Annotated in this window: 12 protein-coding genes; 2 read left to right on the top strand and 10 right to left on the bottom strand. The window is 63.3% G+C overall.

Annotated features, from left to right (window positions below; translation table 11 throughout):
* Window positions 1-6 precede the first annotated feature (6 nt).
* The 7 genes from AAD018_RS00975 to hslO form a co-directional block, all read right to left on the bottom strand.
* Window positions 7-498 (bottom strand): L,D-transpeptidase family protein, encoded by a 492-nt coding sequence (locus AAD018_RS00975; RefSeq protein WP_367314005.1) that lies wholly within the window; start codon window positions 496-498, stop codon window positions 7-9.
* A gap of 119 nt (window positions 499-617) precedes the next feature.
* Complete coding sequence (locus AAD018_RS00970) at window positions 618-1,802, bottom strand: class I SAM-dependent RNA methyltransferase (protein WP_367314006.1); 1,185 nt, start codon at window positions 1,800-1,802, stop codon at window positions 618-620.
* On the bottom strand, window positions 1,803-3,635 hold the full coding sequence (locus AAD018_RS00965) for an ABC transporter ATP-binding protein (RefSeq protein WP_412005196.1): 1,833 nt from the start codon (window positions 3,633-3,635) through the stop codon (window positions 1,803-1,805).
* A 311-nt stretch (window positions 3,636-3,946) separates the two neighbouring features.
* Window positions 3,947-5,791, bottom strand: coding sequence for an ABC transporter ATP-binding protein (locus AAD018_RS00960; protein ID WP_367314008.1), 1,845 nt, complete (start codon window positions 5,789-5,791; stop codon window positions 3,947-3,949).
* An 84-nt stretch (window positions 5,792-5,875) separates the two neighbouring features.
* Window positions 5,876-7,021: a CCA tRNA nucleotidyltransferase gene (locus tag AAD018_RS00955; protein ID WP_367314009.1), complete on the bottom strand. Its 1,146-nt coding sequence runs from the start codon at window positions 7,019-7,021 to the stop codon at window positions 5,876-5,878.
* 66 nt (window positions 7,022-7,087) lie between these two features.
* Window positions 7,088-7,687, bottom strand: coding sequence for a CoA pyrophosphatase (locus AAD018_RS00950; RefSeq protein WP_367314010.1), 600 nt, complete (start codon window positions 7,685-7,687; stop codon window positions 7,088-7,090).
* A complete protein-coding gene (gene hslO, locus AAD018_RS00945) occupies window positions 7,674-8,672 on the bottom strand; it encodes an Hsp33 family molecular chaperone HslO (protein ID WP_367314011.1) in 999 nt (332 codons plus the stop codon). The genes AAD018_RS00950 and hslO overlap by 14 nt, the downstream gene beginning before the upstream one ends.
* A gap of 69 nt (window positions 8,673-8,741) precedes the next feature.
* On the opposite strand from hslO, the gene AAD018_RS00940 reads away from it, so the two are divergent.
* Window positions 8,742-9,200: an NUDIX domain-containing protein gene (locus AAD018_RS00940; protein ID WP_367314012.1), complete on the top strand. Its 459-nt coding sequence runs from the start codon at window positions 8,742-8,744 to the stop codon at window positions 9,198-9,200.
* Here AAD018_RS00940 and AAD018_RS00935 read toward each other — a convergent pair.
* The 3 genes from AAD018_RS00935 to AAD018_RS00925 all read right to left on the bottom strand — a co-directional run bounded on the left by AAD018_RS00935 (window position 9,157) and on the right by AAD018_RS00925 (window position 12,511).
* A complete protein-coding gene (locus AAD018_RS00935; RefSeq protein ID WP_367314013.1) occupies window positions 9,157-10,311 on the bottom strand; it encodes a PP2C family protein-serine/threonine phosphatase in 1,155 nt (384 codons plus the stop codon). The genes AAD018_RS00940 and AAD018_RS00935 overlap by 44 nt on opposite strands.
* Before the next feature lie 201 nt (window positions 10,312-10,512).
* Window positions 10,513-11,754 (bottom strand): threonine ammonia-lyase IlvA, encoded by a 1,242-nt coding sequence (gene ilvA / locus AAD018_RS00930; protein WP_367314014.1) that lies wholly within the window; start codon window positions 11,752-11,754, stop codon window positions 10,513-10,515.
* A complete protein-coding gene (locus tag AAD018_RS00925) occupies window positions 11,747-12,511 on the bottom strand; it encodes a hypothetical protein (protein ID WP_367314015.1) in 765 nt (254 codons plus the stop codon). Before AAD018_RS00925 ends, ilvA begins: the two co-directional genes overlap by 8 nt.
* Window positions 12,512-12,631: 120 nt before the next feature.
* Here AAD018_RS00925 and AAD018_RS00920 point away from each other — a divergent pair, with 120 nt between their 5' ends.
* Entirely contained in the window at window positions 12,632-13,849 is a 1,218-nt protein-coding gene (locus AAD018_RS00920) for an argininosuccinate synthase (protein ID WP_367314016.1), read from the top strand.
* Window positions 13,850-13,869 lie beyond the last annotated feature (20 nt).

Genomic DNA, 13,869 nt, shown 5'->3' with positions numbered 1-13,869 from the left:
TGATCCTTAAGGGAAAATGTCGATCGGCGTGCCATCCTGAACCATGGCGTAGATCTCCTCGATCTCCTTGTTCGAAACCGCGATACAGCCCCAGGTCCAGTCATCGTTCCGGCGAAGTTTTTTTGGCGTGCCGTGAATGAAGATATCCCCGCCGGGAGAGATACCGAGTTGTTCGGCGCGGGCGATATCGAACTCGTTCGGGTAGGAAATCCCGAGAGACAGGTGGAAATTGCTGTTTGGATTGCGCCGGTCGATAAAGTAGGCCCCCTCGGGCGTGCGGCCGTCGCCTTCGATCGATTTATCGCCGGACGGCGCGAAGCCCAGTTCGAATTCGTAGCTGCTAAGCACTTGGTTATGATGGAACAAATGCATCATGCGCTGGTCTTTGAAGACAACGACACGCGTGACTTCGGGGCCATCGTAGCTTTGGAATTTCGAAGACGAGCAGCCGGCCAAAAGCACGGCGGCGAAGAGAAACGCGGCTAATCGGTAAAACATGTCAGACCTGCTCGTGTTCTTGGGTTGCCTGTTCGTTGGAGCATTCGGTGTGCTCCTTTTTCGTTAAAATAGAAGAGTGTTGGAAACAGGGCAATGCGGCAAGACGTGGTTAAAGCTGATTAGCAGCGGGTGAGTTGTGCGGCGAGCTCCACATGAGCGGCCCAGCGAAACTGGTCGATCGGTTGAACCCAGTCGAGCGTATATCCCGCACCGGTTAAAACCTTCGTATCCCGTGCGAACGTTGCGGGGTTGCAGGACAGGGATGCGATCCGGGGCGGGCCGCCCTTGGCAAGTTCCGCCATTTGAGCCGCTGCGCCGGGACGGGGCGGATCGATGACGACCGCGTCGAACTTTCGAAGCTCACCTGTGTCCAAGGGGCGTCTGAACAGGTCCCGCACCTCGGTCGTGATGGGTTTGAGGCCTGTTGCCTGCCGGGCGCCTCTTTCGAGCGCGTGGACCATATCGGCATCCCCCTCAATCGCATGAACGGCAGAGCGTTCAGAGAGGCGCAGGCTGAACGTGCCGCAGCCGCAGAAGAGATCCGCGATGTGGTCTGCAGGTCCCGCCGCCTCAAGCGCTGCAGCGAACAGCGCGTCCTCGCCGGATTGTGTGGCTTGCAGAAAGGCTCCGGGAGGCGGAATAACCTGAACCGTTCCAAAGGTTTGAGCTGCATGACCCGTGTCGTAGACCGGCTCGTCATTCCAGACGAGCCGCGCGAGGCCATTTTGCCCGGCAAGCCGCGACAGGTCTTCCCGCAGCTCTCGCGTCAGGGGTCTTTCCGTCTGTACGAGGATATCGAGGCCGCTTTCAGCTTCGGTGACGGTTAGGGCGATCTCGGTTTTTCGGGAGGCGGCGAGGCGGGTGATCTCTTCGTAGCTGTCCATCCCAGCGAGGAGCGCGGGCGTGATAAGCTGGCAGTCCGGGATCGACACGATCTGATCGGAGCCGATGCGGTGAAACCCGACGAGCGCCCCTGCCTTAGTGCGACGACCGGACAGCTTGGCGCGGCGGCGGCTTTTGGGCGGGGAGGTCAGGATCGGGCGGATCTCGGTCTCCAGCCCTTGTGCGGCGAGGGCAACGCGGATGATATCCGTTTTCCACTCCGCCACAAACGCGTCCGATGCGTGTTGAACCACGCAGCCGCCGCAGGATTTGAAATGACGGCAAGGCGGGCGAACACGGTCGCTGGACGGAGTGATTATCCGTTCATCCTCAACCACTTCGCCCGGAAGTGTTCGAGGGATAAGCGTGCCATCTATCGCACGGCCCAGACCGTGATGCGTCAGCGCGATGATCTGCTGCATCTACTCGGCCGCCTTGGTGGTGAGGAAGCCGCCGGACTGCCGCTGCCAATAGCGCGCATAAAGCCCGTCTTTGGCCAGAAGGGCGCTGTGCGAGCCTGTTTCGACGATATGGCCGTCCTCGAGCACGACGATCCGGTCCATGCGGGCGATGGTCGAGAGGCGGTGGGCAATGGCGATCACGGTCTTGTCCTCCATCACCGTATCGAGAGCCGTTTGGATCACGGCTTCGACCTCGCTGTCGAGGGCGGAGGTCGCCTCGTCAAGGATCAGGATCGGGGCGTTCTTAAGGATCGCGCGGGCCAAAGCGATCCGCTGGCGCTGGCCGCCCGAGAGCTTAACGCCCCGTTCGCCGAGATAGGCGTCGTAACCGGTATTACCTCTGTGATCTTTCAGATCCTGAATGAAATCATGGGCTTCCGCGCGTTTAGCGGCGGCGATGAGTTCCTCCTCGGTGGCGTTGCGCTGGCCATAAAGGATGTTGTCGCGGGCGGTTCGGTTGAACATCGCGGTGTCCTGCGTGACCATTCCGATGGCGCGGCGCAGGCTGTCCTGAGAAACCTTCGAGATGTCCTGACCGTCGATCAGGATCCGGCCCGTTTCGGCGTCGTAGAGACGCAGGAGCAGCGAGACGAGCGTCGACTTCCCGGCCCCCGAGGCGCCGACCAGCCCGATCTTTTCGCCCGGCGCGACGGTCAGATCGATCGCCTCAATCCCACCGGTTTCACGCCCGTAGCTGAAGCTCGCCTTGTCAAAGGAGATCTCAGCGGCGTTTACTTCCAAGGGCTTAGCGTCCGGCGCATCGGTGATCGTGGGGCGCGGCGTAAGGGTGCGCATGCCGTCCTCGACCTCGCCGATATTCGAATAGATGCCCATCAGCGTGAAGCTGACCCAGCCGGTCATTTGCGAGATGCGAAGCGACACTGTTCCGACGGCGGCGATGTCGCCGGGGGTGGCAGCCCCGGCTTGCCAGAGGGCCAGGACAGCGGCTGTCAGAGCCACGGGGAGGATGGCGGCGATGATGGTGAGCAGGAAGCGGAAGAGCGAGGAGATCGAGCCGAAATCGATCATCCGTTCGCGGTAGGTCTCCATGGATTTGATCGCGACATCGTCCTCGTGCTGGGCGCTGGCGAAGAGCTTGACGGTTCGCATATTTGTAATGGTGTCAACGACTTGTCCCGATACGGCGGCGCGCGCTCCGGCGCGGGCGGCGGCGCGGATGCGGATGCGGGGCAGGAACCACGTGATGAAGCGCAGATAGGCCAGCAGCCACAGGGCCAGCAGGATCGCGATGCGCCAGTCGATGGTTAACAGCAAAAGGGTTGCCGCCGTCATGGAGGCGAGGGCGAAGACGACGGTGTTAACTGTTTCGATGGTGACCTCAGTGACGGCACGGGAGGCCTGCATCTGCTTTTGGGCGATGCGACCGGCGAAGTCGTTGTCGAAGAAGGTCACGGATTGCCCGAGTGTCCAGCGGTGCAGGCGGGAGAGAACGAGCGAGCCGAGGCTTGGGCCGATAACGACCGATTGCACGAAGGAGAAAGCGCCGAAGACGATGGGTCTGAGGATCAGGAAGAACGCCGCTATGGCCATGAAAAGAAGCGCGTTTTCCGAGAAGACCTGACCTTCGCCCGAAGCGAGGGCGCTGTCGATCATGATGCCGAGCAGGATTGCTCCGAGCACGTCGAATGTGCCCGTTCCCATGGAGAGAACGACTGCCAAAAGCAAAAACGGCCAGGCGCTGGAGACGCTCCAGACGAGGAACTTCCACAATGTCTGCGGCGGTGGCTGATCTGTCCGGGCGAAGGGCGCGATCAGATTAGCGGCGCGATTTATCCATGCGGGACGGGCGATCGGATTAACCTTTCGCGGCAAAGGGTGAAGCGGGAAGTAGAGATTTGTTCACCTTATTCCCCCGGCCAGCGGTGTCAAAGGTAAGAATATACGGCCGGCTTGTTGCTGCCGGGGTCTGACCCCAATTTCAAGTCCCCGAATCGCAGTTAATACTGAGCAAAACCGAAAATCGGGCTTTCGGTATCCCGTCGGTATTACGTCGGTATATGGTCGGTGGATTTGCACCGACACCCGCAGTTAACGGACCGCCCGGTTGATTTGCCGTGCAACGGCGGGAGCCGAGCGGTCTCGGCCTACTCTGCCGCCTCATTCAGGGCGAGAAATCCACCGGACTGCCGCTTCCAGAAACTGGCATAAAGACCGCTCTCTTCGAGCAGCGCGTCGTGCGTTCCGTCTTCGACGATCCGGCCGTCATCGAGGACGAGGATCCGGTCCATATGCGCGATGGTCGAGAGCCGGTGCGCGATGGCGAGGACGGTCTTGCCCTCCATCATCGTCTGCAGGGTGCGCTGGATGGAGGCCTCGACCTCGCTGTCGAGGGCGGAGGTCGCCTCGTCGAGGATCAGGATCGGCGCGTCCTTGAGGATCACGCGAGCGAGCGCGATCCGCTGGCGCTGACCGCCCGAAAGCTTGACCCCGCGTTCGCCAACCTTGGCGTCGTAGGCAGGACGGCCTTCGTTGTCGGCCAGATCGAGGATGAAGTCATGCGCCTCGGCCCGTTTGGCGGCGTCGATCATCTGTTCATCCGTCGCTCCAGGGTTGCCGTAAAGGATGTTGTCGCGGATCGAACGATGCAGGAGAGAGCTGTCCTGCTGGACCATGCCGATGGCGCGGCGCAGGCTGTCCTGCGTCACATGGCTGATATCCTGTCCGTCGATCAGGATGCGCCCACCTTCGGCGTCGTAGAAGCGCAGCAGCAGCTTGACGAGCGTCGATTTGCCCGCGCCGGAGCGGCCGACGAGGCCGACCTTTTCGCCTGGCGCGATGTTCAGCGTGATGCCGTCGAGGCCGCCAGAGCCCTGACCGTAGTGGTGGCTGAGATCCTCGATCCGGATTTCGCCGTTGGGCACGCTTAAAGCGGGAGCCGATTTGGCGTCGATGAGCGTGACGGGCTGAGCAATCGTTTCCATCCCTTCAGCGACGACGCCGAGGTTCTGGAAGAAGTTCGAGACGGCCCACATGATCCAGCCGGACATGCCGTTCAGGCGCAGGGTCAGCGCGGTCGCCGCCGCTACGACGCCGATGGAGGCCGTGCCGCCGATCCAGAGCGCGACGGCCCAGCCGACGACGCCGACGATCAGGAACCCGTTCAGGATCGTGAGCGCGATATCCATGATCGTGTAGATCCGCATCTCGCGCATGAAGGTCGTGCGGGTGCCTTCGATGGCCTCCTTGGCGTAGGACAGCTCCCGGTCGTGGTGGGCGAAAAGCTTGACCGAATGGATGTTCGTATAGGCGTCGACAACGCGGCCCGTGACCTCGGACCGGGCGTCGGAGCTGGCCTTGGATGCGGGGCCGACGCGGCGGACGGTCCAGACGACGAGCGCCGCATAGAGCGTGAACCAGATCAGAAGCGGAATGGCGAGGCGCAGATCGGCATCCGACAGCAGAACGGCGGCGCCGACCAGATAGGCGAGCGCGAAGGTGAGCGCGTCGAAAATCTGGAAGATCGCCTCTCCGGCGGCGGGTGGGGTCTGCATGATCCGGTTGGAGATCCGGCCCGCGAAATCGTTCTCGAACCAGCCGACGGACTGGCGGAGCACGTGGCGGTGGGCCCGCCAGCGGATCAGGGTGCCGAAATTGGGAAGGATCGAATTGTTCAGGATCAGCACGTCGAGCATCTGGACCGCGGGGCGGATCAGAACGATGAAGGCGGCGATAAAGAGCAGCTCGGTCCCGTAATCGGTCAGCAAGGTGTCGCGATTTGCATTGCTCAGGATGTCGACGACGCGGCCCATGTAGAAGATCAGGCCGACCTCGATCGCGGCAACGACGACCGATAGCAGCGCGGCCAGGATCATCAGCTTTTTGAACGGTTTCGAATAGTCGAGCAGGAACGGCCAAAGCTTGCGCGGCGGAATATCCGTTTCGGCATAGCTTTGGAACGGGTCGATCAGGTTTTCAAAAAACCGGAACATCGGAAGGCCTATCTGTTGTGCCTAATTGACACGTCAGTGAGTCGGGTTCGGTTTACACCAGCGGTTGCCGGATGTCCCGACCCGTCAGACCTGTGCGAGAAGCTCTGCCTTTGAGAGGGTGAAATCAGAGAGGATCCAGTCGGTTTCGAGCTGTTTGAGCATCCGGCCAAGGTCCGGCCCCTCAAGATCGGGCAGGTCGGCGGCGCGCACAGGGAAGGCCTGGGCGCCCGCCCGGTCGATGCGGTCGAATGTGTCGGGACCCGGCGGCATGCCGATATAGGCGGAGCGGATAAGCTCTGCGTCGCGGGCGATGTCGGTGCCGTGGCGGTAGGCCTCCATCCCTGGATCGGCGGGATCGCTGAGGCGCGCGCGCAGGGTCGTCAGGCGGCCCTGATCCTTGCGGGACAGGCGCAGATGGGCGGTCTCTCCGCCGAGGCAGGCGAGGCGGCGCAGAGCGTGGGGGCCGGTTTGGGTGGCCTGTTCGTGATAGACGAGGACCGGGAGCGCGGTGGCATCGGCGCCGGGCATGAGCCGGGTTAGAAGCCCTGCCTGTGCCATCGCAGCGACGGCGGGACCAGGGTCGGGGGCGGAGAGGAGTTTGAGCAGCTCCCCGGTCACGCGTTCGGAGGAGAGATTGTCGGTGAGATAGGCCAGATCGGCGCAGGCGGCGAAACCCTCGGGGTCGAGCCCGCGATCCGGGTTGCCGTACCAGGCGTGGAAGCGAAAGAAGCGGAGGATCCGCAGCGCATCCTCGAGGATGCGGGTCGCGGGATCCTCGATGAAGCGGACGATGCGCTTGTTCAGGTCGGGCAAGCCTTTGAGCGGATCGAGGAGGGTGCCGTCGGGCTGGGCATAGAGCGCGTTCATAGTGAAGTCGCGGCGGCGGGCATCCTCCTCGACCGAGGTCGCGAAGGCGACGGTCGCGCGGCGGCCATCGGTTGCGACATCGCGGCGGAAGGTCGTGATCTCGATCGCCAGATCGTCTGCCACGACGGTGATGGTGCCGTGATCGATACCGGTGGGGATCGCCTTGAGGTTTGCCGTTTCGGCGGCGGCGATGACCTGCTGCGGGGTGGCGGAGGTGGCGATGTCGATATCGGCCACCGGTTTGCGCAGGAGTGCGTTGCGCACGCAGCCGCCAACGAAAAGCGCCTGATGGCCCTGCGAGGCAAGGCTCGCGGTGATCTGTTGCGCGCGGGGGTCGGTGAGCCAGTCGGCGGAGATCTTCATCGGGGCACCTTGAAAATACAGCGCTAGGCTTCCCCTGTTCGGGCGAACTTGTCCAGTCCGGGGCGATCAGACGAGGCGGTCCGCGAGGGCGCGAAGGATCCGGGCGGTGGCGCCCCAGATGTAGTAGGGGCCGTAGGGGACGGTGTAGAAATGGCGCGGTTTCCCCTGCCAGAGGCGCGATTGGACGGCGAAATTGGCCGGGTCGGTGACATGGGCGAGGGGAACGCGGAAGATCTCTTCGACCTCGCCGGGTTCGGGTCTCTGGGCGAAAGGCGCGGCGATGTGGCCAACGATCGGCGTGACGGTGAAGCCGGTGACAGTTTCGTGCGCGGGGAGCGTCCCGACGATGTCGACAAGGCCTTCGGGCAAGCCGGTTTCCTCGCGTGCCTCGCGCAGGGCGGTGGCGGTCAGATTGGCATCGGTGCGGTCGTGTTTGCCACCGGGAAAGGCGATCTGGCCGGGATGCATCTTGAGCTGCGCGCTGCGCTTGGTCAGCAGGACCTCGAGGCCGGAGGGCGCCTCGATCAGCGGCACGAGCACGGCGGCCTGCCGGAGCTTGCGCGTCTCGGGCAGGGTCACGTCGCGGTTCAGATCATAGTCCGAGGAGGGCGCACCGGGGCGGGCGAGGGCCGCCTCGATGCGCTGGATTGGGTCAGTCGGCGGCACGGCGCCGCTCTTCGGCTTCGAAGCCAAGCGTTTCGGGCTGGAATTCGTAATGGGCGCCGCAGAACTGGCAGTCGGCGGTGACGATGCCGTCGTCGGTCGTCATGTGCGCGATGTCCTTGTCGGAATAGATGGACAGGCTTTCGCGGACACGGTCGGCCGAGCAGCTGCATCCAAAGCAGACCAGTTGCGGGTCGTAGACGCGCGGGCTTTCCTCGTGGAAAAGCCGGACCAGAAGATCGGTCGGCTGCACGGAGGGGCCGATCAGTTCGAGCTCTTCGACGGTGTCGAGGAGCAGGTTGGCGCGGGTCCAATTCTCCTCTTCGTCTCCGTCGAGCATGTCGGTCGGCGCAAGCAAGCCGTCCTCGGCGGTGCCGCCGTCGGTTTTGGCGAAGGGGGAGGCCTTGGGCATATGCTGGAGCATCACGCCGCCCGCGCGCCAGTGCTCGGGCCGCCCCGGCGCCTGCGAGCGCCCATAGGAGAGCGCGAAGCGGGTCGGCAACTGCTCGGATTGCGCGAAATAGGTCTCTGCGCAGGACGAGAGCGACCCGCCGGCGATGGGGGTGATGCCCTGATAAGGGGTCATGCCTTGGCCCTGATCGATGAGGATGGCGAAGTAGCCCTTGCCGATCAGCTCGAACGGGGGGACGTCCGCGAGGCGGTCCTCGTCGAAGCTGGCATAGGCGCGGATGCGAGCGGGCGAGCCTTCGGCATCGGGGCCGTAGTAATCGGTCGCGATCAGGCGGGCGGGTCCGTCGCCGCGCACCTGAAGCGACAGCTTCCAGCGCAGGTCGATGGTCTGGCCGATCAACGCGGTCAGCAGGCACATTTCGGCGACGAGCGCCTCGATCATGGGCGGATAGTCGTACTGGGCCAGCACCTGATCAAGGGTGCCGTCGAGCCGCGCGATGCGGCCGCGAATGTCTGAACGGTCGAGCTGAAACGGCAACACGGTGTCGTCCCAGGCAATCTGAGAGCCGAGGGTCATGGGCTTTCCTTAATGGCCGGGGGTTGGCATACCGGCCCAATATAGGGGCGGCAAGCGGGCAACCAAGGGATGCGACGTTACGGGGAAGCGCCAGTGGCCGGTCAACGCTACGTCCTGCGGCCCGGGGTTTATGCGGTTTTGCCCAAAGGCGACGGGGTTCTTCTGACCGTGCAGGCCGGGCCGGACCCGGAGCTGGAACTGCCGGGCGGCGGGGTCGATCCGGGCGAGCAGCCGGTGCGCGCCTTGCACCGCGAGGTGCTGGAGGAAACCGGCTGGACCATTGCGCGACCGCGCCGGATGGGGGCGTTTCGGCGGTTCGTCTGGATGCCGGAATACCGGATCTGGGCCGAGAAGGTCTGCACGATTTATCTGGCCTATCCGGTACGGCCGGTCGGGCCGCCGCTGGAGGCGGAGCATCTGCCTGTGGTTCTGCCGCTGCGCGAGGCGGCCGCGGTGCTGGGCGAGCAGTTCAGCGGCGGATTTGTCAGGGCTCTGGCGAGATCGGAGTTCCACCGGAAAAATCGATGAGCAGGGCCGAGATGTCATCGGGGAAGTCCTGATCGCTGGCAAAGCCGTTCAATGTCCAGATCATCGCGTCAAGAAAGGCAGGACCCTTGAGCGCGCGATTCTCGCGCATCAGCTCGATCAGTCCAGCTTCGAGGAGCATGTTGCCGTCGGGATCGATACAGTCCGTGACGCCGTCCGACAGAAGCAGGAGGCGGTCGCCGGGATGAAGCGTCACCTCGCTTTCTTCGTAGACCGCGTCGGCGATCAGGCCGATGGGGTAGCCGCCGTCGCCCGCCAGTTCGATCGCGCCATCGGCCCGCTGGATCACGGGATGGGGATGACCAGCCTGCACGAAATTCACGCGCCCTGTTTCGAGATCGCAATGGCCCACGATCAGCGTGAAATACTGATCGGTCCGGATGTCGTTCAGGATCGCCTCGTTCAGGTGATAGGCCAGTTCTGCCGGATTGCGGGGCCGCGCGGTGCCATCGGTGTCGAAGGCGATGGCAATGTTTCGGCGCAGGCTTTGGTGGGACATCAGGCCCGCGATGCGCGATGCCATCAGCGCCGACGGGATGCCGTGGCCGGAGACATCGAAGGCGAAAAAACCCACTTTCGTCTTGCCGACGGGGAAATACGAGACAAGGTCGCCGCCCAGGCTGTGCGCCGATTGCAGCATGATCGAAAAGCGGGCGCTGCCGTAGTCCCGCGTGGCGGGCGGCAGTAGCGATTGTTGCAGATGCTTGGCTTCGACCAGATCCCGTTCGAGAACCTCGTAGCGGTCGCGAAGTTGTCCAAGCGAGGTTTCGGCCATTCGTTTGCGAGCGGTGAGGCCGCGCATCTCGGCCGCGATGCGGTCCAGCGCGATCAACCGCGTCTCAAACGCGGCCAGATCGAGCGGTCGGAAAAGCAGGTCGTCGGCCCCTGCATGGATGGCGGTATCCGCCGACATCATCGTGTCGGGATCGGCGAGAAGCAGGATCCGGGGGATATAATCGAGATCCATCTCCATCACGTCTTCGCAGAGCGAAAGGGCGGAGCCGTCGGCAACGGTCTGCGCCACGACGATCAGGTCGGGCGGATCAACCGACAGATGTGATTTCGCCTGGGCGATGGTGGGAACGCGGGTCATCTTGCGATCCGCAAATAGCGGCCGGATCGCCGCAAGAGTGACCGGGTCGAGGCCCACGAACAGGACCGTGCGCGCCCGGCCCTGACCTGAGGACGACCCAGAATGAGCGATAGCTTTGGCGTACAACGGCGTGCCTTTGCGTCCGGTAGTGTTGACCTTTAGCGCTACGCGCGTCGTCTTAAGAACCGGTGAAGATAAACCCTAAACCAGAAACTCGGACAGGATTTCGTTATCGGTGATATCGGTGAAGGCGAAGCCTGCCTTGTCGAGGCGCGAGAAAAGCGCGGGGAAATTCTCCTGCGCTGTCGTCTCGATCCCGATAAGGACGGTGCCGAAGTTGCGCGCGGATTTCTTGAGATACTCGAACCGCGCGATGTCGTCCTGGGGGCCGAGGATCGACAGGAACTCCTTCAGGGCGCCGGGGCGCTGGGGCAGGCGCAGGACGAGGTATTTCTTGAGGCCCGCGCTGCGCTGGGCGCGTTCGCGCACCTCGGGCAGGCGCTCGAAGTCGAAATTGCCCCCCGTGGTCACGCAGACGACGCGCTTGCCTTTCACGCGGTCCTTGATGTCCTTGAGCGCGTCGATGGAGAGGGCTCCGGCCGGTTCGAGAACGATGCCTTCGATGTTCAGCAGCTCGAGGATGGTGGTGCAGATGCGGTCTTCGGAGACGGCATAGAGATCCTCGATCTTCATGTCTGAAAGGCGCGCGAAGGGGCGGTCGCCGATCTTGGCGACGGCGGCGCCGTCCACGAAGCTGTCAAGCGTATCGAGCCTGACCGGCTCGCCCTTCAGGAGCGCGGCGCGCAGGCTTTGGCCGCCTGCCGGTTCGATGAGCGCCATCTCGGGTAGGCTTCCGGTCGCCTTCCAGTAGGCGCGCATGCCCGAGGAGAGGCCGCCGCCGCCGACGGGAAGGACGACGAGGTCGGGCGGGTGAGGGATCTGGTCGTCGATCTCGACCGCGACGGAGGATTGCCCCTCGATCACGTCATCATCGTTGAAAGGGGAGAGGAAATGCGCGCCGGTCTCCTCGCAATGGGCCTGCGCGGCGGCGAGCGTTACGTCGAGGTAATCTCCGGTCAGCTGAACGGTGATGTTGTCGCCACCAAAGATGCGCGTCTTGTTGACCTTCTGGGCAGGCGTGGTGACCGGCATGAAGATCGTGCCTTCGGCGCCGAAATGGCGGCACATGAAAGCGATGCCCTGCGCGTGATTGCCCGCCGACGCGCAAACGAACCGCGTGCGCCCCGCTTCGATCTGCTTACCCATCGCGTTAAAGGCGCCGCGGATCTTGTAGGAGCGGACGGGCGAGAGATCTTCGCGTTTGAGCCAGATCTCGGCATCGTATTTCTCGGACAGATGGGCATTGAGCTGGAGCGGCGTACGCGGGAAGACCGCGCGCATCGCCTCGGTGGCGCGGCGCGCGGCTGAGACGAGATCAGGCAAGCTCCCGGCCTTCGACATAGTGGCCGTAGAGGGTGGTGAGGATCGAGATGCCGATCAGGGTGATCAGAATGTTCGGCACGGCCAGCAGGAAGGGCTGAACCGCGATGGGCAAGAGCTCGGCCAGGAAGGCGAAGGGCAACGCGACGACGAACAGGAAGATGGCGCTGAGCGCCGCGAGGAAGATCATCGTAAGGGTTGTTCCGGAGGTCCTTTCCCATGTAGCCACAAGACCTTCGGCCTGACCGATTGCGGCAGCGGGCAGGATGACCGACAGCCGGTAGAAGGCGGCGATGGCAAAGACGACGGTGGCGGCGACAACGAGAGCAGGAAGCGGAGGCGGCAATGCGCCTGCGAGCAGGACGCCGAGACCCACAAACACCACCAAAACGATGCCGATAAGGATGCTCCACCCGAAATAGGCAAGGATCCGGCCCGCGGGCGCCTTGCCTTCGGACGTCTGGCTATTGCCTGCCAAAAGCACGTAGCGATGCCAGGCCACGGCAAGCCACAGGGTGACGATGAGTTGCACGATCCCCGCAAGAGAGATCACACCGAGCCCCTCTGCCGCCCCGCTTCTTACGGTGCTGTTGAAGTCATTCTGCGTCTCCAGCACCTGCTCGAGGCTGAGCGATGTGGCGGAGGCTACGACGTAAGGGGTAGCGATTGTAACGATGATCAGCGGTATTGCGAGGCGCAGCACCATATCGCGGCTGCCGTTCAGCATCTTGAGCGCGTGGACGAAAATTTTCCAAGCCATGGGGACGTCTCCGAAATTTTGGGTGACACTGCACCGCGCGAGGGAGGCGGACAAGGAGAACTTGCCCCCCCTTCGATCACGCGGTAGCAGCCGCAGAGCACAAGTCCGGAGGCCCGATCCATGTCCGCACCCAAGAAAGTTGTCCTAGCCTATTCGGGCGGGCTCGACACGTCGATCATCCTCAAATGGCTGCAGACGGAATATGACTGCGAGGTCGTGACCTTTACCGCCGATCTGGGACAAGGCGAGGAGCTGGAGCCAGCGCGCAAGAAGGCCGAGATGATGGGTGCGAGCGCCATCTATATCGAGGATCTGCGCGAGGAATTCGTGCGTGATTTCGTCTTTCCGATGTTTCGGGCGAATGCGGTCTATGAAGGGCTTTACCTCCTGGGCACGTCGATTGCGCGGCCCCTGATTTCCAAGCGGCTGGTCGAGATCGCCGAAGCCGAAGGCGCCGATGCGGTGGCGCATGGCGCGACGGGCAAGGGCAACGATCAGGTGCGGTTCGAGCTGGCGGCCTATGCGCTGAACCCCGATATCAAGGTGATCGCGCCGTGGCGGGAATGGGATCTGTCCTCGCGCACCAAGCTGATCGACTTTGCCGAGAAGAACCAGATCCCGATCGCGAAGGACAAGCGGGGGGAAGCTCCGTTTTCGGTGGATGCAAACCTGTTGCACACGTCTTCGGAGGGGAAAGTGCTGGAGGATCCGGCGGTGGCCGCGCCTGATTACGTCTATCAGCGGACGGTCGATCCACGGCACGCACCGGACGAACCTGAGGTTATCGAGGTTGGGTTCGAGCGCGGAGATGCGGTGTCGGTGAACGGGGAGGCGTTGTCACCGGCGGAGTTGCTGACCAAGCTGAACGAGCTGGGCGGCAAGCACGGGGTCGGGCGGCTCGATCTGGTCGAAGGGCGGTTCGTGGGGATGAAGTCGCGCGGGATCTACGAGACGCCGGGCGGGACGATCCTGCTGGAGGCGCATCGCGGGATCGAGCAGATCACGCTCGACCGGGGGGCTGCGCATCTGAAGGACGAGCTGATGCCGCGCTATGCGGAGCTGATCTATAACGGCTTCTGGTTCTCGCCCGAGCGGGAGATGCTGCAAGCGGCCATCGATGCCTCGCAGGGGCATGTGACAGGGACCGTGCGGCTGGAGCTGTATAAGGGCTCTGTCCGGACCATCGGGCGCTGGTCGAAGCATTCGCTGTATTCCGAGGCGCATGTGACGTTCGAAGACGATGCGGGCGCCTATGATCAAGCGGATGCGGCGGGGTTCATCCAGCTGAACGCGCTGCGGCTGAAACTGCTCGCGGCGCGGGATCGGCGTTTGAAGTGAGGCGGGCAAGCTACCGCTCG

The sequence above is a fragment of the Aestuariibius insulae genome (assembly GCF_040783535.2).
GTDB classification, from domain to species: domain Bacteria; phylum Pseudomonadota; class Alphaproteobacteria; order Rhodobacterales; family Rhodobacteraceae; genus Aestuariibius; species Aestuariibius insulae.
This window is presented reverse-complemented; position numbering and strand designations above follow the sequence as displayed.

Bases quoted from the DNA above. Each gene is read 5' to 3' on its own strand.
- AAD018_RS00975 (WP_367314005.1), bottom strand. From the start codon at position 498: ATGTTTTACCGATTAGCCGCGTTTCTCTTCGCCGCCGTGCTTTTGGCC.
- AAD018_RS00970 (WP_367314006.1), bottom strand. From the start codon at position 1,802: ATGCAGCAGATCATCGCGCTGACGCATCACGGTCTGGGCCGTGCGATA.
- AAD018_RS00960 (WP_367314008.1), bottom strand. From the start codon at position 5,791: ATGTTCCGGTTTTTTGAAAACCTGATCGACCCGTTCCAAAGCTATGCC.
- AAD018_RS00955 (WP_367314009.1), bottom strand. From the start codon at position 7,021: ATGAAGATCTCCGCCGACTGGCTCACCGACCCCCGCGCGCAACAGATC.
- hslO (WP_367314011.1), bottom strand. From the start codon at position 8,672: ATGACCCTCGGCTCTCAGATTGCCTGGGACGACACCGTGTTGCCGTTT.
- AAD018_RS00940 (WP_367314012.1), top strand. From the start codon at position 8,742: ATGCGACGTTACGGGGAAGCGCCAGTGGCCGGTCAACGCTACGTCCTG.
- AAD018_RS00935 (WP_367314013.1), bottom strand. From the start codon at position 10,311: ATGACCCGCGTTCCCACCATCGCCCAGGCGAAATCACATCTGTCGGTT.
- AAD018_RS00925 (WP_367314015.1), bottom strand. From the start codon at position 12,511: ATGGCTTGGAAAATTTTCGTCCACGCGCTCAAGATGCTGAACGGCAGC.
- AAD018_RS00920 (WP_367314016.1), top strand. From the start codon at position 12,632: ATGTCCGCACCCAAGAAAGTTGTCCTAGCCTATTCGGGCGGGCTCGAC.